Annotated in this window: 29 protein-coding genes and 1 tRNA gene; 14 read left to right on the top strand and 16 right to left on the bottom strand. The window is 38.5% G+C overall.

Translation table 11 applies throughout. The features are described 5' to 3' along the window. Window positions 1-310 precede the first annotated feature (310 nt). Genes D5018_RS16230 through D5018_RS16210 form a run of 5 tightly spaced genes read left to right on the top strand, consistent with a single transcriptional unit; the run spans window position 311 to window position 2,380 of the window. Window positions 311-967, top strand: a complete 657-nt coding sequence (locus tag D5018_RS16230) for a Bax inhibitor-1/YccA family protein (protein WP_121840046.1) — start codon at window positions 311-313, stop codon at window positions 965-967. Between the two features lie 60 nt (window positions 968-1,027). Continuing rightward, on the top strand, window positions 1,028-1,417 hold the full coding sequence (gene tusD, locus D5018_RS16225; RefSeq protein ID WP_121840045.1) for a sulfurtransferase complex subunit TusD: 390 nt from the start codon (window positions 1,028-1,030) through the stop codon (window positions 1,415-1,417). Next, on the top strand, window positions 1,417-1,773 hold the full coding sequence (gene tusC / locus D5018_RS16220) for a sulfurtransferase complex subunit TusC (protein WP_121840044.1): 357 nt from the start codon (window positions 1,417-1,419) through the stop codon (window positions 1,771-1,773). The genes tusD and tusC overlap by 1 nt, the downstream gene beginning before the upstream one ends. Before the next feature lie 8 nt (window positions 1,774-1,781). Continuing rightward, complete coding sequence (locus D5018_RS16215; protein WP_121840043.1) at window positions 1,782-2,048, top strand: DsrH/TusB family sulfur metabolism protein; 267 nt, start codon at window positions 1,782-1,784, stop codon at window positions 2,046-2,048. Next, window positions 2,042-2,380 carry a TusE/DsrC/DsvC family sulfur relay protein gene (locus D5018_RS16210; RefSeq protein WP_416351549.1) on the top strand — a complete coding sequence of 113 codons (339 nt, stop codon included), beginning with the start codon at window positions 2,042-2,044 and terminating at the stop codon, window positions 2,378-2,380. The genes D5018_RS16215 and D5018_RS16210 overlap by 7 nt, the downstream gene beginning before the upstream one ends. Window positions 2,381-2,448: 68 nt before the next feature. On the opposite strand, the gene serS is transcribed toward D5018_RS16210, so the two are convergent. The 6 genes from serS to lrp form a co-directional block, all read right to left on the bottom strand. Further along, window positions 2,449-3,735, bottom strand: coding sequence for a serine--tRNA ligase (serS, locus tag D5018_RS16205; protein WP_121840041.1), 1,287 nt, complete (start codon window positions 3,733-3,735; stop codon window positions 2,449-2,451). Between the two features lie 17 nt (window positions 3,736-3,752). Beyond that, complete coding sequence (crcB, locus tag D5018_RS16200; RefSeq protein ID WP_121840040.1) at window positions 3,753-4,127, bottom strand: fluoride efflux transporter CrcB; 375 nt, start codon at window positions 4,125-4,127, stop codon at window positions 3,753-3,755. After that, entirely contained in the window at window positions 4,120-5,397 is a 1,278-nt protein-coding gene (locus D5018_RS16195; RefSeq protein ID WP_416351548.1) for a replication-associated recombination protein A, read from the bottom strand. Before D5018_RS16195 ends, crcB begins: the two co-directional genes overlap by 8 nt. Window positions 5,398-5,463: 66 nt before the next feature. Next, window positions 5,464-6,084, bottom strand: coding sequence for an outer membrane lipoprotein periplasmic chaperone LolA (lolA, locus tag D5018_RS16190; protein WP_121840038.1), 621 nt, complete (start codon window positions 6,082-6,084; stop codon window positions 5,464-5,466). Window positions 6,085-6,096: 12 nt separating this feature from the next. Next, a complete protein-coding gene (locus D5018_RS16185; RefSeq protein WP_121840037.1) occupies window positions 6,097-8,532 on the bottom strand; it encodes a DNA translocase FtsK in 2,436 nt (811 codons plus the stop codon). 120 nt (window positions 8,533-8,652) lie between these two features. Next, window positions 8,653-9,156 (bottom strand): leucine-responsive transcriptional regulator Lrp, encoded by a 504-nt coding sequence (gene lrp / locus D5018_RS16180; RefSeq protein ID WP_121840036.1) that lies wholly within the window; start codon window positions 9,154-9,156, stop codon window positions 8,653-8,655. A gap of 176 nt (window positions 9,157-9,332) precedes the next feature. Here lrp and ald point away from each other — a divergent pair, with 176 nt between their 5' ends. Together ald and trxB are read left to right on the top strand one after the other, a co-directional pair. Continuing rightward, window positions 9,333-10,445, top strand: a complete 1,113-nt coding sequence (ald, locus tag D5018_RS16175; protein ID WP_121840035.1) for an alanine dehydrogenase — start codon at window positions 9,333-9,335, stop codon at window positions 10,443-10,445. 137 nt (window positions 10,446-10,582) lie between these two features. Further along, the gene (trxB, locus tag D5018_RS16170; RefSeq protein ID WP_121840034.1) at window positions 10,583-11,536 is read left to right on the top strand and encodes a thioredoxin-disulfide reductase; all 954 of its coding nucleotides are present in this window, start codon (window positions 10,583-10,585) and stop codon (window positions 11,534-11,536) included. Between the two features lie 49 nt (window positions 11,537-11,585). Here the strand turns inward: trxB and D5018_RS16165 are convergent, their stop codons facing one another. From D5018_RS16165 to D5018_RS16145, 5 genes are read right to left on the bottom strand one after another with little or no spacing between them, the layout of a single operon-like run. Further along, complete coding sequence (locus tag D5018_RS16165) at window positions 11,586-13,505, bottom strand: ATP-dependent DNA helicase (RefSeq protein WP_121840033.1); 1,920 nt, start codon at window positions 13,503-13,505, stop codon at window positions 11,586-11,588. 28 nt (window positions 13,506-13,533) lie between these two features. Next, on the bottom strand, window positions 13,534-13,923 hold the full coding sequence (locus tag D5018_RS16160) for a hypothetical protein (RefSeq protein WP_121840032.1): 390 nt from the start codon (window positions 13,921-13,923) through the stop codon (window positions 13,534-13,536). A 2-nt stretch (window positions 13,924-13,925) separates the two neighbouring features. Further along, a complete protein-coding gene (locus D5018_RS16155) occupies window positions 13,926-14,387 on the bottom strand; it encodes a nuclear transport factor 2-like protein (protein WP_243637456.1) in 462 nt (153 codons plus the stop codon). Between the two features lie 6 nt (window positions 14,388-14,393). Beyond that, window positions 14,394-15,167, bottom strand: coding sequence for a class I SAM-dependent methyltransferase (locus D5018_RS16150; RefSeq protein WP_121840030.1), 774 nt, complete (start codon window positions 15,165-15,167; stop codon window positions 14,394-14,396). Window positions 15,168-15,223: 56 nt separating this feature from the next. Further along, a complete protein-coding gene (locus tag D5018_RS16145) occupies window positions 15,224-15,772 on the bottom strand; it encodes a hypothetical protein (RefSeq protein WP_121840029.1) in 549 nt (182 codons plus the stop codon). Between the two features lie 11 nt (window positions 15,773-15,783). Here D5018_RS16145 and D5018_RS16140 point away from each other — a divergent pair, with 11 nt between their 5' ends. The 4 genes from D5018_RS16140 to D5018_RS16125 all read left to right on the top strand — a co-directional run bounded on the left by D5018_RS16140 (window position 15,784) and on the right by D5018_RS16125 (window position 18,253). After that, entirely contained in the window at window positions 15,784-16,497 is a 714-nt protein-coding gene (locus D5018_RS16140) for a class I SAM-dependent methyltransferase (protein WP_243637455.1), read from the top strand. A gap of 117 nt (window positions 16,498-16,614) precedes the next feature. Further along, a complete protein-coding gene (locus D5018_RS16135) occupies window positions 16,615-17,028 on the top strand; it encodes a CBS domain-containing protein (protein WP_121840027.1) in 414 nt (137 codons plus the stop codon). A gap of 134 nt (window positions 17,029-17,162) precedes the next feature. Further along, window positions 17,163-17,474, top strand: coding sequence for an MGMT family protein (locus tag D5018_RS16130; RefSeq protein ID WP_243637454.1), 312 nt, complete (start codon window positions 17,163-17,165; stop codon window positions 17,472-17,474). A gap of 8 nt (window positions 17,475-17,482) precedes the next feature. Continuing rightward, window positions 17,483-18,253: a DUF3108 domain-containing protein gene (locus tag D5018_RS16125; RefSeq protein ID WP_121840025.1), complete on the top strand. Its 771-nt coding sequence runs from the start codon at window positions 17,483-17,485 to the stop codon at window positions 18,251-18,253. On the opposite strand, the gene D5018_RS16120 is transcribed toward D5018_RS16125, so the two are convergent. Further along, window positions 18,250-19,023 (bottom strand): class II glutamine amidotransferase, encoded by a 774-nt coding sequence (locus D5018_RS16120; protein WP_121840024.1) that lies wholly within the window; start codon window positions 19,021-19,023, stop codon window positions 18,250-18,252. The two genes, D5018_RS16125 and D5018_RS16120, sit on opposite strands and share 4 nt — an antisense overlap. Before the next feature lie 297 nt (window positions 19,024-19,320). On the opposite strand from D5018_RS16120, the gene fadE reads away from it, so the two are divergent. Together fadE and D5018_RS16110 are read left to right on the top strand one after the other, a co-directional pair. Further along, window positions 19,321-21,771 carry an acyl-CoA dehydrogenase FadE gene (gene fadE, locus D5018_RS16115; protein WP_121840023.1) on the top strand — a complete coding sequence of 817 codons (2,451 nt, stop codon included), beginning with the start codon at window positions 19,321-19,323 and terminating at the stop codon, window positions 21,769-21,771. A gap of 361 nt (window positions 21,772-22,132) precedes the next feature. Then, window positions 22,133-22,972, top strand: a complete 840-nt coding sequence (locus D5018_RS16110; protein WP_165905087.1) for an ankyrin repeat domain-containing protein — start codon at window positions 22,133-22,135, stop codon at window positions 22,970-22,972. Here D5018_RS16110 and D5018_RS16105 read toward each other — a convergent pair. From D5018_RS16105 to D5018_RS16090, 4 genes are read right to left on the bottom strand one after another with little or no spacing between them, the layout of a single operon-like run. Further along, window positions 22,969-23,370 (bottom strand): CBS domain-containing protein, encoded by a 402-nt coding sequence (locus D5018_RS16105; protein ID WP_121840021.1) that lies wholly within the window; start codon window positions 23,368-23,370, stop codon window positions 22,969-22,971. The two genes, D5018_RS16110 and D5018_RS16105, sit on opposite strands and share 4 nt — an antisense overlap. Further along, entirely contained in the window at window positions 23,367-23,720 is a 354-nt protein-coding gene (locus D5018_RS16100; RefSeq protein WP_121840020.1) for a P-II family nitrogen regulator, read from the bottom strand. Before D5018_RS16100 ends, D5018_RS16105 begins: the two co-directional genes overlap by 4 nt. After that, complete coding sequence (locus D5018_RS16095; RefSeq protein WP_121840019.1) at window positions 23,710-24,498, bottom strand: DUF1538 domain-containing protein; 789 nt, start codon at window positions 24,496-24,498, stop codon at window positions 23,710-23,712. The genes D5018_RS16100 and D5018_RS16095 overlap by 11 nt, the downstream gene beginning before the upstream one ends. Next, on the bottom strand, window positions 24,495-25,229 hold the full coding sequence (locus tag D5018_RS16090) for a DUF1538 domain-containing protein (protein WP_121840018.1): 735 nt from the start codon (window positions 25,227-25,229) through the stop codon (window positions 24,495-24,497). Before D5018_RS16090 ends, D5018_RS16095 begins: the two co-directional genes overlap by 4 nt. Before the next feature lie 246 nt (window positions 25,230-25,475). Between D5018_RS16090 and D5018_RS16085 the strand changes: the two genes are divergently transcribed. Beyond that, window positions 25,476-25,552 (top strand) — tRNA-Val (locus D5018_RS16085). The last annotated feature ends 371 nt before the right edge of the window (window positions 25,553-25,923 follow it).

Genomic DNA, 25,923 nt, shown 5'->3' with positions numbered 1-25,923 from the left:
AGGGTTTGTGTGTTTTAGTTTTTGTCTAAGCAACAAGATTATAACACGCAAACCCTTACCTTTTCTTTAAATATCAACATGATAAACGATTTTTATTGTTGGATTTGAACTCCGAAACTTGAGTTAATATTTTTTTGTAAATATATTTTAGTTAGGCACCCTACAAGCTTTCTATTGTTTAACGGAAACTTCATCTGTGTTGAGAGACTTGTAGGGATTAAAATGGTAAAGTTTACCTATATTTGAACTCTTTATGGTAATAACCATCTAAAATAAGAGAATAACTCGTTTCGTTATCAAGGAGAATGAAATGAACCAACAGACTGTCTACTCTAGCCGAGCTTCAACGCTAGAAGTCAATAACATGCTTAAAAACACTTACATGTTATTGTCTATGACATTAGCATTTTCGGCTCTATGTGCCTTTATCTCTACATTTGTAGGTATTGGCCGTTTTGCATCATTAGGACTTTCAATCGGTAGCCTAGTTCTACTTTTTGTTACTCTTAAAAAAGCTGAAGGAGCATCAGGTGTTTTTTGGATTTTCGCTTTCACAGGAATGCAAGGTGCTTCTCTGGGATACATCCTTAATCACTATCTAGCTTTCGAAAATGGTTCATCGTTAATAATGCAAGCATTTGGCCTGACTTCAGCCATTTTTGTTAGCTTATCCTTTTACGCCTTAACGACTAAGAAAGACTTTTCCTTCCTTAAGGGATTCTTATTTGCAGGCCTAATTGTGATGCTGGTGGCAGGTATAGTAAATATCTTCCTAGGTAACAGTATGTTATTTATGGTCACCAATGCAGGTATTGCATTATTGATGACCGGTTTTATTTTGTTCGATACTAGTCGCATCGTTAATGGCGGTGAAACAAACTATGTTCGAGCCACAATTTCATTATATTTAGACTTCCTTAACCTATTTATCGCACTATTAAATTTACTAGGTGCAAATAGAGACTAAAAGTCTGATCCAGATTAGGATAAAATGGCTCGCTTATGCGGGCCATTTTTTTAGTTCAATATGAGTAAATTTATAATTCAGGTAACTTGTAGTGCTTATGGTGACTCAGCTTCATACAGAGCTTTAGCAGCAGCAAAAGCGGTCATTGATTCAGGACATGAGTTAACCAAAATATTTTTTTATCGTGATGGTGTTTCCCACGCAAATGCTCTGCTTTGCCCTGCATCTGATGAATTTAATATCTATTTACGATGGAAACAACTCGCAGCACAGTATGATATTCCTTTGATTTGCTGTGTATCAGCAGCTTTGCGTCGCGGAGTTGTTGCTGAACAAGAAGCAAACGAAGAGGGCTTAATTGGGTTTAATGCAATGCTACCTTTTACCATGGCAGGCCTTGGCGAACTCATCACTGGAATTAAAACAGCCGACAGAGTGATCACCTTTTAATGAAAAAGTTAACCGTTATTTTTAGTTCAAATCCTGCTAATAATGCTGATGGCCGTGAAGGATTGGACTTGACCATGCTGAGTGCCAGCTTTGATCAAAATGTCACAGTCATCTTTGTTGCGCAAGGTGTCTTCAACTTACTTAAACATCAACAACCTGAAGCTAATGGTGGCAAAGACTATATCTCTACATTCAAAGCTTTACCCCTATATGATGTAGAAGATATTTTTGTTTGTTCTGATTCCCTGTCTGAATTAGGGCTCTCATCAGATGATTTGATAATGGATGTGGCAAACTTAAATAAAAGTGATATCGCTAATTTGATCGATACCGCAGACGAAGTATTGGTGTATTAGGACTTAATATGAATCTACATATAATTCAAAAACAGACTGATGCACTATCTTTATGCCTTAGCTATACCAATCAAGGTGATCCGTTAGTTATTACCAGCAACCATTTATATCATCTACTACGTGACCCACTGTCTGTTTCAGAACGACAGGTGTTCATTTTGGACAGTGATCTAGAAGCATCAGGTTTGAAAACACAATTAAAAAATTATGAAGTAATTAGTTATAAACAGTTTATTGAATTAAGTTTAATATGTAATAAGGTAGTAACTTGGTGAATCAACTAGAAATTGACAATAAAATCATCGAAACAGATAAACAAGGTTATCTTACTGATTTTACTCAGTGGACAGAATCTTTAGCTCCCATCATTGCCAAGAGCGAAAACATTATGCTTACCGACGCTCATTGGGAGGTTGTAAGGTTCGTAAGAGAATTTTATCTTGAATATAAAACTAGCCCTGCGATTAGAGCGTTAGTTAAAGCGATAGGTATTAAGTTAGGTGAAGAAAAAGGAAATTCAAAATACCTGTATAAACTATTTCCCCTTGGCCCAGCTAAACAAGCCACTAAAATCGCGGGGTTACCGAAACCTGCTAAGTGTATATAAAAGTGGTAATGCAACCTTTTAAGAAAAAGAGCCTCTGTTGAGGCTCTTTCATTTAATGTCTATAAACATTAACCAATTTTTTCTAGGCCACCCATATAGGTACGAAGTGCTTCTGGTACTGTAATTGAACCATCTTCATTTTGATAGTTTTCAAGAATAGCAACTAGGGTACGACCTACTGCTAAACCAGAACCATTCAGAGTGTGAAGAAGCTCAGTTTTCTTCTCTGTTTTTCCTTTAAAGCGCGCTTGCATACGACGAGCTTGAAAGTCTTTCATGTTTGAGCAAGAAGAAATTTCACGATAGGTATTTTGAGCTGGTAACCATACTTCTAGATCATAGGTTTTACTTGCTCCGTTCCCCATATCGCCTGTACATAAAACAACCTTTCTGTAAGGTAAATTTAACAGCTGCAAAATTTTCTCTGCATGTCCAGTTAACTCTTCAAGGGCTTGCATAGAGTTTTCTGGCTTAACAACCTGCACTAATTCGACTTTATCGAATTGGTGTTGTCGTATAAGGCCACGAGTATCTCGACCATAAGATCCGGCTTCACTACGGAAACAAGGTGTATGAGCAGTCAATTTAATTGGGAGTTCATCTTCATCAATAATAGAATCACGAACTAAATTGGTAAGCGGAACTTCAGCAGTCGGGATCAGGCTAAGCCCTTGGCCTTCTTCTGTCGCTGGTTTGGTATGAAATAGGTCTTCACCAAATTTGGGGAGTTGCCCTGTACCAAGAAGACTATCGCTGTTTACAAGATAAGGAACATAGGCTTCAGTATAACCATGCTCACTTGTATGAGTATCAAGCATAAACTGAGTCAATGCACGATGCATTCGAGCAATCTGGCCTTTCATCACGATAAAACGTGAACCTGTAATTTTTACCGCATTTTTAAAATCTAAGCCACCTATTTCTTCACCAAGATCAACATGATCTTTTACATCAAAATTAAATTCACGAGGTGTGCCCCAACGTAGAACTTCAACGTTCTCATCTTCATCATTACCAACTGGCACTGATTCATCAGGTAAATTAGGTAGAGTAAGTGCTATAGCATTGAGCTCTTCCAGTAATTCAGCTAGTTCAGCTTTTTTGGCATCCAGTTGTTCACCCAGATCACCAACTTGAGCAAGAATAGGTTGAATATCTTCGCCTTTAGCTTTTGCCTGACCGATGGACTTGGAGATCGAATTACGCTTCGCTTGAAGTTCTTCTGTTTCAACTTGTAGGGACTTGCGAACTTCTTCAAGTTTGGTGATACGAGCTACATCTAAGATAAAACCGCGAGAAGCAAGCTTTTCAGCTGTTGCTTCAACTTCATTACGAAGGTATTTAGGATCTAACATTATTCAATTCTTATTGTTTAAACACGAGACAAAATGAGTTGCTGGCCAGCATATACCATCAATAGGCATAAGCAGACATTTAGCAACACGTTCATTAGAGCTTGTATAATCTTACCCTCCTGTATTAACAGCAGGGTTTCGTTCGAAAAAGTTGAGAATGTAGTTAATGCACCTAATAAACCAACAGCAATCAATGCTTTTAATTCATGCGAGAGATGTGACACCTCACCAACGGCAAAAAAAACACCCATCAAAAACGAACCTATGATATTAACTGCAAGTGTACCAAAAGGAAATCCTGTTCCAAATAGCTGAATCATAAATAATGAAATCAAATATCGTAAACAAGCCCCTGCGGCTCCACCTAAAGCAACAAATAGGATGTTATTCATATCGCTTTACCGGACTGTGCAGATCTATTTCCTTTAAATCGTGCAGTTTTTGCTTGATCCGTTTTTCTAATCCATGCTCAGTAGGATAATAAAAAGCAGAACTTTTTATTATTTCAGGGAAATAATTTTCACCAGCCGCATAATGATTTGGTTCATCATGAGCATAGCGATAATCCGCACCATAACCAAGTTCTTTCATCAATGACGTAGGGGCATTTCTCAAGTGGAGTGGTACATCAAGATCACCCGTTTCCCTTGCTAAGGCTCTGGCTTGCTTAAAGGCCGTATACACTGAGTTACTTTTAGGGGCACAAGCAAGATAAATAACAGCCTGAGCAATCGCTCTTTCACCTTCTGATGGACCGACACGGTGAAAACAATCCCAAGCATTCATCGCAACATTCATAGCATTAGGGTCTGCGTTTCCAATATCTTCTGATGCAATCGCTAACAACCTTCTGGCGACATAAAGAGGTTCACCACCACTTTCTAAAATTCTACAGTACCAATACAAAGCCGCATCAGGAGCTGAACCACGCACGGATTTATGAACAGCTGAAATAAGGTCGTAGAATTGATCCCCTTTTTTATCGTAATTGGCCACCTGATGTCCGGCGACTTGATTAAGTGTTTCGATAGTTAACGTAGCACCATTATCTGCCATGTCCGACATCAGTTCTAAAAGATTCAACGCACGACGACCATCACCGTCACAATGATGTGCTAATTTTTCTGCGACATCTTGAGGGAGAGTGAGTTGCTTTTCACCTAGCCCACGCTCCTTGTCATTAATAGCTCTTTGACAAAGTTCGACAACATCTGAATCTTGTAAACTCTTGATGAGATAAACTCTAGCCCGAGAAAGTAGTGCCTTATTAACTTCAAAACTTGGATTTTCTGTTGTTGCACCGATGAAAATAACTGTGCCATCTTCTATGTATGGCAAAAAAGCATCTTGCTGGCTTTTATTAAAACGGTGGACTTCATCGACAAACAGTAAAGTTTGCTGGCTACGGGATTGAGCAACAGATTTGGCTTGCTCTATAGCTGCACGTATATCTTTAACACCTGAGGAAACTGCAGAAATACGCTCAACATGAGCATTGGTATAATGAGCGATTAACTCTGCTAAAGTAGTTTTTCCAGTCCCTGGAGGTCCCCAAAATAACATCGAATGGGCTCGACCATTCTCTAATGATTTCCTTAAGGGTTTATCAACGCCTAAGATATGATCTTGGCCAAGATACTCAGCAAATGTTTGCGGCCGCATTCTCGCTGCTAAAGGACGAAAATCGGGTGAAAAATCTAATGTCAAACTGCCCACTTCGCCCTCTTGCTAATATTGTGGTCGCTGGTCGTCGATATCAACGTCTTTTGGTGGAACAAAATCAAACAAGCTCCTTTCTTCTGGGCTCAGTTCGCGTTGCTCAGATAAAGTAAATAAACTTACATTACCTTGAGAGTCATTTATAGAAAACGAGGCTATTTCTTTCCCTTTAAAACAAGCAGTAACTTTGGTGACATTCCCCTCGGCGATTTTAGGGGTTATTCCATAACATTGATCTTTTTTTACAACCAAATACTTAGACCAAGTTGTGTTATCTCTATGAATAAGTAACGTCATTGGTGACGAAGCAACGGCTTGATCTAAGCTAAAGAGCGTTACTTCTTCAGCAAATGGGTTATAGACCCAAACTGTATCCTTATTTGCAACAATTAAAGATTCATCAGGATCAATAAGGTTCCAATAAAGTTTACTAGGATTGGATAATGCAAATATACCAGAGCCATTCTGAATGGTTTTACCGTTGATGTCAGTGACTTTCTGCTCAAATTGAGCATGCAGAGACTTAATTGAAATAAGCTTTTGTCTTAATTGGTCTGCATCTGATGCAAAGCTTGGCACTGCAATCAAACATGCTGTAGTCAAAATGGATGTACTTATTCTGTTTTTCATTATTAAAAGTACCTAATAATCATTTTTTGGCGGTGGAGGAGCTAGAACTTCACGGTTTCCATTATGGCCTGGAGAACTGACAACCCCCTGAGCTTCCATTGATTCTATTATGCGAGCTGCACGGTTATAACCGATTTTAAATTTTCGTTGAACGCTAGAAATTGAGCCTCGGCGAGTTTCAGTAACAAAGGCTACAGCTTCATCATAGAGGGCATCTTGCTCTTCATCTGAGTCAGAGGACTCACCAGGTAATAACACCTCTGAACCTTCACTTGAGCCGTTAAGAATTTCATCAATATATTCTGGTTCCCCACGCTCTTTCCAATCCGCTACCACTTTATGAACCTCATGATCATCAATAAAAGCACCATGAACCCTCATTGGTACCGATGTACCTGGTGGGAGATATAACATATCCCCCATTCCTAATAAGGTTTCTGCACCTTGTTGATCAATGATGGTCCTTGAATCTACACGAGAAGAAACTTGGAATGCCATTCGGGTTGGTACGTTAGCCTTAATCAATCCGGTAATGACATCAACAGATGGGCGTTGCGTAGCAAGAATTAAATGAATACCAGCTGCACGCGCTTTTTGTGCGATGCGGGCGATCAGCTCCTCAACTTTCTTACCAACAATCATGATCATATCAGCAAATTCATCCACCACAACAACGATGGATGGGAGTTTATCCAGCTCAGGCGCTGAGTCATCAAGACTGTCATTAGGCTTCCACAGTGGGTCACATATTGGTGCACCACTGGCTTTTGCTGCCGCAATTTTGGCATTGTAACCTTTAAGATTTCGAACACCGAGTGCAGACATGAGTTTGTAGCGTCGCTCCATTTCACCAACACACCAACGCAATGCATTAGCGGCTTCTTTCATGTCAGTAACAACATCACAAAGCAAATGAGGAATGCCCTCATAAACAGAGAGTTCCAACATTTTAGGATCTATCATGATAAAACGAACATCTTCAGGGCCAGACTTATAAAGAAGGCTGGTGATCATGACGTTTACACCAACAGATTTACCTGAGCCTGTTGTACCTGCCACTAATAAATGTGGCATTTTTCCTAAATCCACGACAACAGGTTCACCAGAAATATCTTGTCCTAGTACCATAGAAAGCTGTGATTTACTGTCATCGAAGGCTTTGCAGTCCAGCACATCACGCATAAACACGGTTTCACGGAATTTGTTTGGTAATTCAAGACCTACGTAAGGCTTTCCAGGGATAACCTCTACGACACGTACACTTTCTGACAATAACGAACGAGCTAAATCTTTCGATAAATTCGAAATCTTTGAAGCCTTGATACCTGGTGCTAATTCAAGTTCAAAACGGGTAATTACTGGACCTGGAGAAACCTCAACCACTTTGGCTGAGATATTAAAATCAGCTAATTTTGCTTCAACCAGTCTGGCAACTTGATCTAATTCTTCTTGACTGATTGGGTTAGCCTTTCTATCAGGAACATCCAATAATGAGATACTTGGAAGTGGCGGTAAGTCTTTTTTAGCGACTTTATTTTCCTGACCTGGAATAACTACAATGCCATCAACCACTTTTGCCTTTTGTTCTTTGGCTTCTGGCTTTGATTTGGATTCAGGTTCAAAAATGGTATCTAAAATAGCATTGTCTTCGATTACAACGTCATTACTTAAAGTCGGTTCAACTTTCTCTGGGAGTTCTGAATTTAGTTCAACAAATTCAGGGCTCGTCTTTTCATCTTCTACTTGAGGCTTTTTATCACGTAATTGTTTAACTTTTGAAACTAAAGAACTGAAGCTAGATGATGAGTGATCTTCTAGTTCGTCATCCTCATTTTTTTTATTAAAGCGCTTAGGTAGTGAGAATAATAATTGAATAAAGATAATGGTGTATTTACCAATGTATTCAACTAAGCTGACGATGCTTATGCCTGTTAACAGCGTGAATCCAGCGATTAAAAAACATAACAATAACAATGTGGTACCAATATGGTTGAAATACTCAACCATAATGTGTCCAATGATATTACCTGTAAGACCACCTGCTGAGAATGTGTATATATCATTGGCGTTAAGACTGGCAAGAGTTGCTAAACTCAGCAACATCATGAAGAAACCAATAAGGCGTAGACCTACAGTAAAATAATCTATTTCAGTTAATTTGTAAGCTCGCTTAAAAAGAAGCCACCCAGCAGACGCTATGATAATAGGAATAAAAAACGCAACATAGCCAAAGAAATATAAGAGTATATCGGCAACCCAAGCCCCAACTGAGCCGGCCAAATTAGTCACCTTTCCTTGAAAACTCGATTGACTCCATCCTGCATCTAAAGGATTGAAACTGGCTAAAGCAATAAGTATAAAAGTGGCAATCATACAAAAAATGATTAAGGCACCTTCAAAAAGCCGTTGCACACCGCTTAATTTGGTTACTTTTTTTCCCTGTGACAAATTAACAAGCCTTACTGTCTTTTATTAAACTAGAAATTGAAATAATAAATATCTTGAGAGAATACTAGCATTTAAGAGTCAAAAAAGGGAGCCGTAGCTCCCCTTTGAATATAAAAATTACTAACTGTCAGCAAAATGATTAATTGGAATTTTGTTGGTTTGTTTTACTTCTTCCATTACAACATATGTTCGAGTATCTGAAACAGAAGGCAGTTTAAGTAAAGTTTCACCTAATAGCCTACGATATGCCGACATATCTGCAACACGTGTTTTTAGTAGATAATCAAAATCGCCAGAGACTAGATGGCATTCCTGAATGTCATCTAATAATTGAACTGCGCGGTTAAAGCTTTCGAATACTTCAGGTTTATCTTTTCTAAGAGTTATTTCAGCAAAAACGAGAAGAGTTGCACCAAGAAAATGAGGGTTAACTAGAGCTGTATAGCCATTTATATAACCTTGCTTCTCTAGGCGTTTAACTCGTTCTAAACAAGGCGTGGGACTAAGACCAACTCGTTTCGAGAGTTCTACATTTGAGATTCGACCGTCTATTTGAAGTTCATTTAGTATGTTTTTATCTATACGATCTAAGTCTTTTATAGGACTCTTTTTATTATATGACATTTTATTAACCACAAAATCTATTATTTAAAGTGTTTTATGCTGCTTGTTCTTGAAGTTTAGTAACATAAACTGCAATAGGAATAATATACTAAATAACACTGAGATATACATCTTTTGTATGATAAATATATAAACACACCGTTTTAAAAACGGTGAAAAAACTTGAGGCTTTTAAAATGATTATTGGTGTACCCAAAGAAATAAAAAATCACGAATATCGTGTAGGTATGGTTCCATCAAGCGTTCGTGAACTTACCCAAAAAGGTCACAAAGTATATGTTGAGACACATGCTGGTGAAGGTATTGGTTTTACAAATGATGATTACATCAATGCAGGTGCAGAAATTTTAGACACTGCAGCTGAAATATTTGCTCAAGCAGAGATGATCGTTAAGGTTAAAGAGCCTCAGGCGGTAGAACGAGCAATGCTTCGCCATGATCAAATCTTATTCACCTATTTACACTTAGCACCAGATCTTCCTCAAACTCAAGAATTAGTTGAAAGTGGCGCTGTGTGTATCGCTTACGAAACAGTAACTGATGACCGTGGTGGTTTACCGCTTCTCGCGCCTATGTCCGAAGTAGCTGGTCGTATGTCAATTCAAGCCGGTGCTATGGCTCTTGAGAAGTCAAAAGGCGGGCGTGGTATGTTACTAGGTGGCGTTCCAGGCGTTGAGCCAGCTAAGGTTGTAATAATCGGTGGTGGTATGGTTGGAAGCAACGCTGCTCAAATGGCTATTGGTATGGGAGCAGATGTCACGATTCTAGATCGAAGCATTGACACTTTACGTCGCCTGAATGTTCAATTCGGTTCTCGTGTTAAAGCTGTATATTCTACCGCTGACTCAATTGAGCGTCATGTATTAGAGGCAGATCTTGTTATTGGTGGTGTATTAATACCTGGTGCAGCTGCTCCTAAATTGATAACTCGCGATCACATCAGCCGCATGAAAAAAGGTTCTGCAATTGTAGATGTTGCTATCGACCAAGGCGGTTGTGCTGAAACAGCAAAAGCGACGACCCATCAAGATCCTACTTATATTATTGATGACGTAGTTCATTACTGTGTTGCTAATATGCCTGGCGCAGTAGCTCGAACTTCTACTTTCGCATTAAACAATGCCACATTGCCTTATATCATTAAACTCGCGGATAAAGGCTATAAATCAGCTCTTAAAAATGATAAACATTTATTGAATGGTTTAAACGTGATGCATGGCAAAGTGACTATTCAAGAAGTTGCTGAAGCACATGGCATGGAATATGTTGCAGCTGAATCTCTGATCTAATCCAACTTTAGACTGTACAAAGGGAGCATTTTGCTCCCTTTTTTATAAAGTCGATTTAAGTAATCGAAATATTTATCTTTAATTTCAACTACGATTTACCTACAATCCAAGCCGTTCGAATAATTTGGGAGAATCAAATGACTGAAGCTCGTCATTGTAAGTTATTGATCTTAGGATCAGGACCTGCTGGTTATACTGCTGCTGTTTATGCTGCACGTGCCAATCTACAACCTGTGATGATCACTGGCATGCAACAAGGTGGTCAGCTAACTACTACGACTGAAGTTGAAAATTGGCCTGGTGACGCAGACGACTTAACTGGTCCAGCACTTATGGATCGTATGCAGAAGCATGCTGAAAAGTTTAACACTGAGATCATCTTCGACCACATTCATGAAACAGACCTTTCTGAGCGCCCTTTCCGTCTAAAAGGTGACTCTGGTGAGTACACTTGTGATGCCTTAATCATTGCTACGGGCGCATCTGCTATGTACTTAGGCCTTGAATCTGAGCAAGCATTTATGGGTAAAGGTGTTTCAGCTTGTGCTACTTGTGACGGTTTCTTTTATCGTAATCAAAAAGTTGCTGTTATCGGTGGTGGTAATACAGCTGTTGAGGAAGCATTATATCTAAGCAATATCGCTTCTGAAGTGCATCTAGTACATCGTCGCGATACTTTCCGCTCTGAAAAAATTCTTACAGACCGCTTGATGAAGAAAGTGGAAGAAGGCAATATCATTCTTCACCTTGATCAAACCATGAACGAAGTGGTTGGCGATGATATGGGTGTTACTGGACTTAAGTTAAAGAGCACTAAAGATGAAAGCATTACAGATCTAGAAGTTGCAGGCGTATTTGTGGCTATTGGACATAAACCTAATACCCAAATCTTTAAAGGTCAGTTAGAAATGAATAACGGCTATATCAAAGTTGAATCTGGCCTACAAGGTAACGCAACACAGACTTCTGTTGAAGGCGTATTTGCTTGTGGTGACGTAATGGATCAACATTACCGTCAAGCCATCACTTCTGCTGGTGCTGGTTGTATGTCAGCCCTCGATGCAGAACGCTTCCTTGATGCTCAAGAATAAAAATTTAAATTTTTGTTCCTTTAAAATGCCAGCTAAGTGCTGGCATTTTTTATTGAAGTTTTTCAAGAAAAGCCATTGCTGTTGCATGTTTTCTAGTTTTACGAATAGGTGGAACTGAATCTATAAAGGTTTTACCATATGACTTATTGATTATTCTGTCATCTAATAATGTAATTAAACCTTTATCAGTTTCATGTCTTAACAAACGCCCTACTCCCTGCTTAAACCTCAACACCGCTTTGGGCAATAATACCTGTTCAAATCCATTGATATTATCTAACTCAGCTACCTTAAGCTTTGCATCAATAAGTGCATCATCAGGTGAAGCAAAAGGCAATTTATCTATTATTACATTACTCAGTAAACGACCTTTAATATCAACCCCTTCCCAAAAACTGAAACTGCCAATAAGAACTGCATTACCTAATACTCGATATTTTTGAATTAATGCTTCTCGCCCTGACTGGCCTTGAATTAATAATGGATGATCTATTTTCCCCACCAGCCCATTCGCAAACCTGTTAATCGCTTCAATACTTGAACACAAAATAAAGGTTCTACCCTTGTTCTTATCAATTAAATCAATACAAACTCGAATGTCATCTAAATTTGTATATTGTGGAACATAAAGCATTGCATGCTGTTGGTACAAAAAAGGGGTAGCTATAATCGCTTCAATACAACTTTTTAAACCCAATTGTTCCTTAATATAGCTGAGTGTTCCATCTATTTGCATGGTGGCCGAAGTAAAAATACATGTAATCGAAGAATCAACAATTGCTTTCATTTTCGAAGATGAATTAATTAAAACTTCTTTAAACCGAATGTAGTGTAGATGAGATTCAATCACTACATATGTACCAATGGTTTGATGCTGAGAAAGTCCATCGAGCTGCTTGGTTATATCTTCTAGTTGAGCATCATATAGTGGTAATTCAGACAAGCGCCCTTCAAGCAATGATAATAAATTTTTCATCTCTTTGATTGCGATAAGCCATTGCCACCAAACATGAGCACTGTTTCTCTCTTTTAATAAGAGATCAAAATTAATCCTAAATTGTTCTTTTGTTTTTATTAATAGTCTTAGCGTCTCACTGGTTTTTAAGAATGTCTGATGGCTTCTCTCCAGCGCTGGAATGTCTCCTGCTTCTAATTTATAAGCTTGAAAAAAAGCATCAATCGTTCGAATAACTTGATAGAAGGAAATATTTACACCACAAGTTTCGGCAATGACATCAGGGAATGAATGAGCTTCATCGACAATTAAAACAGCTTCATCGTTCAAAATTTTTGAATCACATTGTGTATAGTTTTGAACTTCTTTAGCCAGAATATGATGATTTAAAATGGCTACGTCTGCTTGGTTTGCATGCGATGCCGCCCTTTTAAAAAAACAATCGGCATAAAACTCGCAAGCCTTACCGGTACATGAGGTATAGTCAGTTCTTACCGATTGCACAGAATCCGCTTTTTCAGAAACAGTATTGAGTTTATTTAAATCTCCATCTTTGCTCACCATCTGCCATTGATTAATTCTTAATAATTCAGCTAAGAAAACCTGATCATGAGAAACGGCGTGATTCAATTGGTATTGAAGTTTGAGCTTACAAAGATAATTTGCCACACCTTTTAGAATCGAAACTTTCAGCTTGGGGTTAACCATTGTAACGATGGCAGGAAGATCTTTATCGTAGAGTTGTTGCTGTAAGTTTTTAGTTGCAGTGCTAATAACAACTTTTTTATTAGATAAGAGAGCCGGAATAAGGTAACCAAAACTTTTACCAATACCTGTTCCAGCTTCAATAACTGCGTTGTCATTGTTAATAATGGTCTGAGCCACCAGCTCAGCCATATACTTTTGACCTTCCCTGAATCGATAGCCTCTAATTGATTGTGCTAAGTACCCTATATCAGCGAAATACTGGTCTACGAGTTGTTGAAAACGGTTATTCAATGCAAGCTTCTTCACTTGATATCATTTTTGCCATTTTATCACATTAATGCCAGATAGCAGCTGAGCGATATCCGTATTGCCAAGTTTTATAAAACGCCGGGATCAATAATAATGAGTAAGTAACAAGGATCAATCCACTTCGATTTATGTTTCCAGAACTGAACAATAGATAGCCACCGAAAACAACGCCAATTGCTGCTGCAATCAATAATATCCAACTTGTTAAGCGCCAAACGTACTGATTAAATAAAATATTACGGTTACTACAAGCATTGATACCCAAAGCCACCCATAACGCAAGTAAAAGGGGCAGACTATTACTGATCATCCCTCCAGTATCAGTAAGTAGACGCTCAACTGTTCTTGCAATGGTCGTGACAAGCAGTAACAAAATATAAACCTGCCAACGACGTTTACTTTCTAAATCAACCATAATTAATAGGTGTACCTTCTAATTCGAGCAACTTTACCTTCCTCTAATTCGAGGACTTCCATAACATTCTCAGCGTACGAATTCTTTTGCTTTGTTTGAGGATGAATTCCACTAGCTTTGTTATAGAATTTTAAAATAATAAAGCCATCACCTACATTGGTCTCGATCAATTTTGCTTCATATGAAGTATGTGATCCCAAATAATAAGTCATACCCTTTCGGAATCTTTCAATTGCGCCTTTTGCTCGAGTGTCATCCGGTTGATATGGAATGTGTTGATTACCAACATCGTCTTTAAGAAAACTAAGATAATGTTCAATGTCTTTATCGGTGGCATTGGGCGCCTGAGTATTAATCAAGGCTTGATAGTAGTCTTTTGCAAACTTTTCCGCATCAAAGTCACTGGCACTTATAGCAAGGCTAAAGACCGTGCCCAAAATTAATGTTGCTATCCTTTTCATCATTATTCCTTATTTTGGTTTTGTAGCTTTTATTGAAAATACTAACGGAATGTTATGTTCTTTATGTAAAAGTGCGAACTTGCCATTTTCAATTTCGGTAAGTCCTTCAAAACAGTTATAGGGGCTATATGGAAACTCATTGACATGCTCAATAACAAGTCCCTCATCAATCAGAGCATTGATGACGCTTGATATGGCGTGAGGCCATAAGACAACTTTTGACGTTTCATCCCCTGCATTTTCAGAGTACGTCGCCTCTTCTTCGATATCCGGCTGATTTTTGTCGAAATAGGAGTAGCCCGAAATAAGATCGTAACAAGGGTGAAATTCTGCAATGTAGAAAGTCCCACCTTTCTTTAAGCTATTGACAATCACTTTTGCCCATTGCTTTAAACAAGGTAACCAACAAATGGTTCCATAAGAAGTAAATACAATATCGAATTGTTGATTATTGATATCATCGAAAGAATAGACATCACTGCAAATGAAATTTGCATCAAGTTGGGTTTGATTTGAGAATTTTGTCGCTTTATCTATCGCCGTATTTGAAAGGTCAACTCCAGTAACTTTTGCACCTCGTCGTGCCCAACTTAATGTATCTAAGCCAAAATGACATTGTAGATGTAAAAGCGTCTTATTTGTAACATCACCTAAAGCTGAAAGCTCTATATCATTGAGGGTACAATTACCGCTCAAAAAACCATCAATATCATAGAAATCAGATTCAACGTGAATCTCTGTACGCTTATTCCAAGTTTCTCGATTTATTGCCAGGTAATCCATGTAGCTAAGTCCTTGTTATTATCTAGCTACATGAAATCACATTTGAAATGAATTATCTACTGCATACAATGACCGTCGTTTAAAAGAACTTTTTTCCAAAATCGACTGTCTTGTTTGTCTGAATTGATTGAAGGTACGAGTTTTGTATATTGCTCAGCATGTTTAAAAATATAATTTGGATGGTAATCAGGCTTTCCAATCACTGTCATGAGCTTACAAAGATCATTCTTCTTTTTCTTGTCACGCAATAAGGCTTCAGAGGTTTGCTGAAATGTACTGTAATCATGAATTGGGATGTCTTTAACGGCTTTTAAGCGCAGCTTGTTAAATGCAATATTTTCTGGCTCTCCATCTACTCTTAAGGCATCGTAATTGCCGTATAAATTGGCTGCAAAGTTTAATTTGGCTGCTTTCCAAAAATCACGTTTTTTTAAGCAATCCCTTAGTGAATGAAACAAGACATTTGGACTGTGTTGATTCGATACTTGTGAAATGTCCATACACACGATCGGTCGATCATTAAATAATGGAGTCTCACTTGCGTTCAAATTAGTACTGTAAAAAAAACTCCCAAGTAACCCTAGCGCAAAAATTACACTCTTCATTTCATCACTCCTTGATATTTTCCTTAAAAATAGTTGCTTATCAGAAAGCTGTAAAATTGTCTGCTATAACTATAAGTATGGGAAATGTACGCTTGCGCTACCAAACATTAGAATTTGCTGTAACGGACCTTCATATTTGCTCTCTTCGAGACAGCAATCAATACTCTGATCCTGATGGAATAGCAGAAGCTGCTGGCATATCACCAGCCCTATGGCCTCTGTTTGGTGTGTTATGGCCATCTGGAATCATTCTTGCCGAATATGTTCAAGATTTTGATTTTGAAAATAAACGAATATTAGAAGTGGGTTGCGGAATCGGTGTGAGCAGCCTTTTGTTGAATAAACTCAATGCCAACATTACGGCAAGTGATTACCATCCGGCAGCGCAAACTTTCATAGAACGTAATAATAAGCTCAATCACCATACTCCAATAAAATTTGAGCGAATAAACTGGGAAAATGATCACGAAGGTTTAGGTCAATTTGATCTTATTATTGGCAGCGACTTACTATACGAAGATCACCAGGTAAAAACACTAAGCCAGTTCTTGCTAAAACATACAAAACCTCAAGGAGAAATGATTCTTGTTGATCCTGGCCGAGGAAGGAAGTCACGGCTCTGCAAACAGATTGAACAAGCGGGATTTGAGTGTGCCATTGAACAACCTAAGCAATCACAGCTGTCAGACTTTAAAGGCCACATTATGTATTTCAATCGCTTATAAAGATTTTTTGTATTACTTTCATCAATTAAAGCGATTGCCATAATTTATTTTAACTGATTTACCCTAGATTCCATCTAGTTAATACTCATAATTAGTTTTTCGATAAGGAGTTTAGTCATGAACGAGATGTCAGTAAAAGAACACATGCAGGCGCAATTTCCAATTATTCACCCAGAAACGGAGATAAGCCTTGCTATTGACCTTCTAAATTCATTTAACTTGATAGGAGCACCAGTTGTAGATAGCAATAAAAGGCTGTTGGCTTACCTATCTGAGCATGAATTACTAAAACCAATGCTACACGCTAGCTACCACTGCGATTCAGGTATGACAGTCGCCGATTTAATGCGAGGAGAACCTCTTTCTGTTAGTGAGGACACATCAGTAATAACACTTGCTGAGCAAATGCTTGGTGATAAACCTAAAAACTACCCTGTAGTTGATGAAAATGGTCGAGTTACAGGGATTATTACACGAACGAGAATCCTGAGCGCACTAGCAGTGGTCTACAACAATTGCAAAGCGGTTTAATTTTACTCAAATTAGAAAAATGCGCTTTTCTAGCCAAGCTTTATCACACATACTAGTGGTTAAAAATTCAGAGATATTTGACGGCGATGCACTGCGACAATGAACAGCAACTTACACCCATTCAAAGAATCTTAATGGTTGTAGATATGATTCCAGAGGGAAAAGTAACCACCTATGGTCAAGTTGCTGATCTCGCAGGTTTACCTAAACGAGCACGTTTAGTATCAAAAGCGTTAAAATCTTCGCCGCCCTCGCGCAATACTCCTTGGCATAGGGTAATTAACAGTCAAGGTAAAATTTCGTTACCAAAAGACTCTCATGGATATCGAACCCAAATTGAATTACTACGTTGCGAAAATATTGAAGTGAACCAAGGTAAAGTACGATTGTCAGATTATAAGTGGCAACCCTGTATTGCTACTTTGGTTATGGACTTACCTTTTTAAGGATCGATATGTTGAAAATTAGTGTTGTTCTGTGTGGAGCCGCTTCACTTTTACTTTCAAGTTTTGCATTTTCTGAAAGCGTAATTACGCCACTGACTCCCCAAACTGTTGAGTATCAGGTTAAGTATGGTGATGTCGATTTAGGAAAAGCACGCTTTCAATTGGAAAAATCTGCTCAACAATACCAGTACATATTCGATAGTGCACTGTCATTATTAGTGCTCACCGATGTTAGACACGCCGTCAGCGAGTTTAATGTCCAAGATGGCAAAATTCACCCAACTCGCTTCTTTCATAATCGCAAGGGTTTTGGTCCAGACTTCCAAGAACAAATTGTATTCCTACCAGAGCAAAAAAGCATTGTCAGCCGCTATAAGGACAAAAAGAAGAAATTTCAGTATACAAAAGATATTTGGGATGTTTTATCAGTTCAAATGCAGTTGAGATTAGATCTAGCAAAGAAAAAACAAATCTTAAAATATGATGTCGTGCGTAGCAACAAAGAAGATGACATAGAACTAGCCACCCTTGGCGGTGAAAAACTCACGGTTGGCAGTAAAACTTTTGATACCATTAAGCTAGAAATCGTTCGTGATGCTGAAAAGCGTAAAAAACGACAAACGTACGTATGGGTTGCACCAAAATATGGCTTCCTCCCAATAAAGGTTCAGCACGTGAAAAAAGGCAGTAATCAATTCCAGCTATTTTTGAAATCCGCTCAATATTTAGGAGAAAGCCCTATTGTAACTATCCCGAACACTGCAAAACCTAAAGGTTAAATCCGCTGCTCACCTAACTCAAATAATCGCCATTGACCTTCCTTAAGAACGGTCCACTCTTCGTTGGTGGTCAGTGGGCGAGTGGCGATAACTGTCACCACATCATTAGGTGTTGTTTCTTTATCAAAATCCACCGTCATGTCAGTATCTTTAAGTATCGCCTTACCAAAGGGAGCTCTACGAGTAATATGACTTAAATGATTACTGCAATATGCCATTAAGAACTTGCCATCTGTCAGGATCATATTAAATACACCAAACCTTCGCAATTCATTTGCGAGTTCAGCGATATAATTAAAAACAGGAATTAGATCTTCAGGCTCCTTATCACCAAAACGCTCTGTTACCTTTTCCATTATCCAACAAAACGCTAACTCACTGTCTGTTTCACCAACTGGAATAAAATATTGTGGATTTAATTGATCTTCATACCCTGTCAACTGACCGTTATGGGCATAAGTCCAGTTTTTGCCCCACAATACGCGATTGAAAGGATGGGTATTCTCTAGAGAGACTTCACCTCTATTCGCTTGCCTGATATGACTTATAACTGAAACACTTTTAATTGGATAGGATTTAATCAACCCAGCAATATGCGAATCACAGCTAGGCTTAACATCTTTAAAAATTCGATTACCTTTCCCCTCATAAAAGGCAATGCCCCAGCCATCCACATGAGGCCCAGTTACTCCACCACGTTCAACTAGCCCAGTGAAGCTAAAAACGATGTCTGTTGGTACGTTGGCACTCATAGCCAGTAGTTCACACATAACTCTCTCAACAATACAACTTTGGCTCTAGACGAATATTCAGCCTAGATATTAAAAATTATCTTAGAGCTATACTAACAATTATCTCAGCTCGAGAATATTGTGATTACTGCATTCTAATCAGATATTTCTTACATTAAATTCAATTTAAATTCAAACAATCGTTTGAAAAATGCTTGTATTAATTTCTAGCAACGGTTAACGTTTAACCAGGGCAGAGGTCTGACCACGCACTATAATATAATTTAATAAGCCAGACCTTATATCAATTCAGTACATAGAATAAGGAGAATCATTGTGTTAACTCTAACTTGGATAGTTGGCCTAATAGTCCTCATTGGGGCTTGCTCATATTTACGAGTTTCTTTAATGATGACCACATTACTCACAGGCCTGTTCATTTGTGCGATGAGCTATTTCAACTTTAACCACCCTGCTTTAGTAATCTTGTTCTTAGTAATTTCTATTCCATTAAACGTTTCAGCTATACGTCGGCAGCTATTTTCTAAACCCATGCTAGCCCTTTATAAAAAGATCATGCCCGAGATGTCTTCTACAGAAAAAGAAGCACTAGAAGCTGGGACGACTTGGTGGGAAGCAGATTTATTCTCAGGTGCACCAAACTGGAAAAAACTCCATAACTACTCAAGTGTACGCTTAACACCTGAAGAGCAAGCTTTTCTCGATGGACCAGTTGAAGAAGTCTGCGGTCTAGTAAATCAGCATATGGTTTCACACGAACTTGCTGATTTACCTGAAAATGTTTGGCAATACCTAAAAGATAATGGCTTTTTCTCAATGATTATTAAGAAAAAGTATGGCGGTATGGAGTTTTCAGCATATGCACAAACACGTGTATTACAAAAACTAGCTGGTGTAAGTAGTGAATTAGCCAGTACAGTTGGTGTACCCAATTCTCTTGGCCCAGGTGAGTTATTACAACATTATGGAACTGAAACTCAAAAAGATCATTACCTACCCCGATTAGCAAAAGGATTAGAGATCCCTTGCTTCGCTTTAACCAGCCCTGAAGCTGGTAGTGACGCTGGCTCTATTCCTGATTACGGTGTTGTTTGTAAGGGTTTCTGGCAAGGTAAAGAAGTTTTGGGCATGAAACTCACTTGGAATAAGCGTTATATAACCCTTGCGCCAATTGCAACTGTACTGGGGTTGGCATTCAAATTAAGAGACCCTGAACAATTACTGGGCGATAAAGAAGAGTTAGGCATTACATGCGCACTTATTCCTACCGATACTCAAGGTGTCATCATCGGAAGACGACATTTTCCACTGAATTGTATGTTTCAAAATGGACCAACTCAAGGAAATGAAGTATTCGTACCTCTTGATTTCATTATTGGCGGAAAAGAGATGGCAGGTCAAGGCTGGCGAATGTTGGTTGAGTGTTTGTCAGTTGGTCGCGGAATCACCTTACCTTCCAATGCTGCTGGTGGTGTTAAAACAGCTGCGATTGCAACAGGCGCTTATGCCAGGATTCGTCGCCAATTTAAGCTTCCAATTGGCAAGCTTGAAGGTATTGAAGAACCTATGGCTCGTATTGGTGGTAACGCTTATTTAATGGAAGCTGTAACTTCCCTAACAACAACAGGGATCGATTTAGGTGAGAAGCCTTCCGTTATTTCTGCCATCGTTAAATATCACTTAACTGACAGAATGCAAAAATGTGTAGTTGATGCCATGGATATTCACGGCGGCAAAGGAATATGCCTAGGTCCAAATAATTATCTCGGTAGAGGCTATCAAGCAGCACCTATTGCAGTCACCGTAGAAGGGGCAAACATTTTAACTCGTTCAATGATTATTTATGGACAAGGTGCCATTCGCTGCCACCCTTACGTTTTAGCTGAAATGCAATCGGCATTTAATGACAATCCTGCCAAAGCATTAAAAGAATTTGATAGTGCAGTATTTGGGCACATTGGATTTGCCATGAGCAATTTCTTTAGAAGCCTTTGGTTGGGAATTACTGGGGCGAGACTTTCCAATAGTCCATACAAAGATAAAACAAAACGATATTACCAACATATGAATCGCTTTAGTGCTAATTTAGCATTGCTTTCGGATATTGCTATGGCAACTTTAGGTGGCGAGCTAAAACGCAAAGAGCGTATCTCTGCAAGACTTGGGGATTTACTAAGCCAGCTATACCTCACTTCAGCAACATTGAAACGCTATAACGATGATGGCCGCTTAACTGATGATTTACCGCTAGCGCAGTGGGCTATCGAAGATTCTCTTCATAAACTTCAAATATCTTTAGATGAGTTATTGGATAACTTCCCAAAAGGATTAGGTAAGCTTTTAAGATTAGTGATCTTCCCATTCGGTCGCTGCATAAAACGTCCGAGTGATCAGCTTGACCATAAAGTCGCTCGAATAATGCAAACACCATCAGCAACTCGTGAGCGTTTAGGAACTTATCAATATTTCCAAGCAAACGACAATAATCCTATCGGCATGCAAGAACAAGCCTTGTCACTTATTTTAAAAGCCGAGCCACTTCACAAAAAAGTATGTGATGCTGTTGGCAGAAAATTACCATTCATGCAGCTTGATAAAGTGGCAGAACTGGGCATAGAACATGAAGTGTTAAATGAAGATGAAGTTAAATTATTAAGGCAAGCAGAAAAAGGCCGATTACGGAGTATAAATGTTGATGATTTCGAGCCAGCAGAGCTAAAAGCACAAGCTATCGAAACTAAGTCAAAAGATAACTATGCAGCTTAATTCGGCAAAACATAGTAAAAAGCACCTCACTTTGAGGTGCTTTTTATTACCAATTCAGAAAAAGCAAACATTAAATTCCATTTAGAAACCTTTTTGAGTTTGTTTGATTAGATTAGTCTGACTCAATATTTCAAAGACTTTTCACGATAAAATGGCGACTAATGTAAAACCACATTTGCTGCTCTGCTACCAATACGTGGATTCTGAAATTCCCGTAACCTTAACTTGTGCACAAATATCACAACTTACAAGAGCCAAAGAGGCAACAGTTTCAATCACTCTACTGAACGGAAAGTCAGAGCAAACTTATACCTATAATTTTCAAAGTGATGAGAAATATCACACTCATTGGAAGTTTACTTTGCCAGGAGATGCGTTAATCCCATTTTTTCGAAACTCTAATTTCAAGCCAGAACCAGCCGAACATAAGAGAGTCTGTAACTATATTCTTAGCAAGGTTAACACAAGCAAATTAATTTGGGATTTTTTACAAGAATTACATGTAGATAGTGATATAGAACTACCTGTATGTGGCTATTCTCCCAATAACTTACAAGGTCTGAAAGAGTTTTTACATGCGGGACATAGTACCGAGGTTATGATTATTGCGAATTCAGTCATTCATCTAACCCCCCTTCAGTACTTATGCACTCATAATCAGTATGAAGCAGCGAAGCTTCTTCTAAATAATGGTGCAGATGTGAATTTTAAAGGCTTATCTGATAGTGGCAGTAATTTAACACCTATTCAAATCGCATGCTTTCACGCAGATTTAAATTTGATTAAGCTACTTGTGTTATGTGGGGCTAATGTTTTTTGTCGAGATAATTTGGAGCGGACCTTGATTCATTTTGCAGTTGGAAGAACAAGGCCAGATGGTGAAAAGGTTATTGGCTATCTTACAAGTGAATTGAAAATTGACGTTAACAGTAAAGATAAATTATCCCAAACACCTCTACATTATGCCGTTAATTTTAATGACAAAACGGCAGTTGAAGCTTTAATTCATGCTGGTAGTAATCTAGAAATTAGAGATGTTTTGGGGAAAAAGCCACAAAGCTATCTAGTCAATTCTTCACAACAGGACATTAAATCGATCCTGAGTACGTATAGTTTATCTACAGGGTGGGTAGTCGTGGAACCTGCTGCAAACAAAAAGGATGATCAAAGACAAGGCTCTGATCACCTGCATTACAACTAACTTTTATTGAGCATGCCTTTAAAAACAATATCGTTATAAGTGATTAAGCCTAAAATATCTTGATTTTCGATTACCGGAGATCGTGTAATTCCAAGGCTATCAAATAAACGAGCGGTATATCTGATGTCCATGTCAGGTCTAACAAAAACAACTGGTTTCGTCATAATCTCGTACACATTAACTCGATCTGCGGCTTTATCTTGTGCAACCACTTTGCTTGCAATATCACTCATTAACAACATGCCATATTCATCGTTTTCATGGCGTTTATTAACGAACAACACTTCGACTTTATTGGCCATTGCAATCTCAATGGCTTCAGAGACAGTTTTTAACCCGTCAACCATTGCAAAGTTTTGAGTCATTACAGATTTATTGGTTACAACTGGGCTACTCATACTAATTCATCTCCTAATTCCTTGGTAAGCTCTTCGACCTGATGAGCAACACCAACTGCATCTTCGACATCAATTTGTATAGCAATGCCTTGACCGGAGTCAGTATCGAACTTACCCACTTTGTTTATTGTTTCTAGAATATGTCTACTTCTGTGCTCTTCTACTAAAAAAAGTAAAACGTCTCGTTGAACTTCTAAGGTCAAACCCATAAAGGTTTTCTTTTGAACAAGCCCTTCGCCTCTAGCATGATTAATAACTGTCGCACCAGTAGCTCCAGCTTCACGAGCAGCATCCATGATAGAATCTGTACAATGATCATCAACGAATGCAATGATTAATTTAAAGCGCATCGAGTGACTCCTTTTTGATTTTCTTTGAATTCAAATATTCCACAATCTGCGCATAACTCATTACACTGATCATTGGAAACAAACTGGCAAACGCAATTAAACCGAAACCATCAATCAATGGATCTCGGCCAGGAACATTAGTCGCTAACCCCAAGCCTAACGCCGCAACTAAAGGTACCGTCACAGTTGAAGTAGTTACACCACCAGAATCGTACGCCAAAGGCACGATCATCTTTGGTGCGAAGAAAGTTTGAATAACAACGATGACATACCCTGCGAGAATGTAGTATTGAATAGGGTCACCTACTACAATTCGATAGCAACCTAAACTTATACCGATTGCCACACCTAATGCTACAGAAAACCTAAGCCCTTGAACGCCAATGGCACCGCCAGAGACTTCATTTGCTTTTATCGCAACAGCAATTAGAGAAGGTTCAGCGACAGTAGTACTAAAACCTATTGCAAAAGCAAAAATGTAAACCCAATAGTAATCTGACCACACAATCACATTATGGTCGACTGCACCAATAAATTCTTTAGAGGTCAGTTGCGTTGCCATCATATCGCCAATTGGGAATAAAGCTTTTTCTAAACCTACAAGAAACAAGGATAGACCAACAATAACATAGCCAAAGCCAGCAACAACTTTCATTGGGTTAACAATCGGACGTCTGAGAACCCCTAATTGAAACCCAAATAAAATCGCTGCTATAGGTACAACATCACGCAAAGTTAACAAAAAGGTATCCCAAAGTGGTAACAATATCTGGGTCATAACACCACCATCCCATAACAAAGAACAAAGATCATTGGTGTTAAACTGGCAAATGCTATTAAACCAAAGCCGTCTAACATGGGGTTTCTTCCCTTAATGACACTAGCTAGACCAACACCAAGCGCAGTTACAAGAGGTACGGTAATTGTTGAAGTCGTTACGCCGCCGCTATCATAAGCAATACCGATAATGCTTTCAGGTGCAACACTGGTCAACAACATTACTAGAATGTACCCACCGATGATTAAATAGTGAATTGGCCATCCTTTTAATATACGAATCACACCGACTAATATTGCAATACCAACTGACACTGCAACTGTAATTCTTAATCCTAAAGCATAACTGGCTTTAGCCGCTTCCGTATTGGCAATTGCGCTTGCTTTTGCGGCAACATCCGCGGCTTCACTGGCTACTGCGGTTAATGCTGGCTCCGCAATAGTGGTGCCAAAGCCTAGTGCAAATGAAAAAATCACTAACCAAAAGGTACTGCCTTTTTTCGCTAAAGCCTGCGCCAAGGACTCTCCAATAGGAAATAGTCCCAACTCAAGACCGAATATAAAAAACGTTAACCCAAATACAATGAAACCTAATCCGACCAATATGGTCATCATATCGTCAGGTGTTTGTTTTAACACAAATACCTCGAAAAAGGTTACAACTAGAATGATAGGTATAAGATCCCTTACACTGCCAATAAGCGAAGTTAATAGCTTTCGAAAAGCTTCCACTGATACTCCTTTTGTGCTTTTAAACTACTGCTGGGATTAGTCAATAGTACAATAATACCAAGTCATGCCTGTAGCATTTATTGATTTAGATCACATCAGAACGGCATACCAGGGTGATAATTATCAAAATCGCTCAAACTGATTGTAAAACAAGCAAATAAACACGTTTCATGTAATTTATGCTTGCGGTTAGAAATAACTAGACTTACTATTAATGGCGCTGATTGCAGCGCAGCAATTCAAAATACAACCGTAGCTCAGTTGGTTAGAGCACTACCTTGACATGGTAGGGGTCGGTGGTTCGAATCCACTCGGTTGTACCATCTTTTATCGCTTCCGATAGTACTCCAAAGTTAGATAGCTTGAAGAAAATTAAATAAGAAAATCCAAACCCAAAATTTACAGAAATTTGCTCATTTTCGACTATTATGACCTGTGGTATTTTCACAGTTTCAATCTATAACATAACTCTACGAATACAGTTAATCACCTTGTGAATGGAAAGTAGTAGGCGAAACTACATCTGCACCTTCTTTTGATAAGAAAAAAATAAATTAACTCTTATATCCATAGGTATCTACACAATGTGATCACTTTCTAAGCAATTAAACTTTTTCATGGAACTGTTTGAAAAAGTGGCGATCAGATCTGCAAATTCCCTTCAACTGACGATAAAAATGGATTTGTTTGCACA

Origin of the sequence: Parashewanella curva, assembly GCF_003675895.1 — a bacterium.
In the GTDB taxonomy this organism is placed as follows: Bacteria; Pseudomonadota; Gammaproteobacteria; order Enterobacterales; family Shewanellaceae; genus Parashewanella; species Parashewanella curva.
Note: the sequence above shows the minus strand (reverse complement) of the source record. Positions and strands in the feature narration are given on the sequence as shown.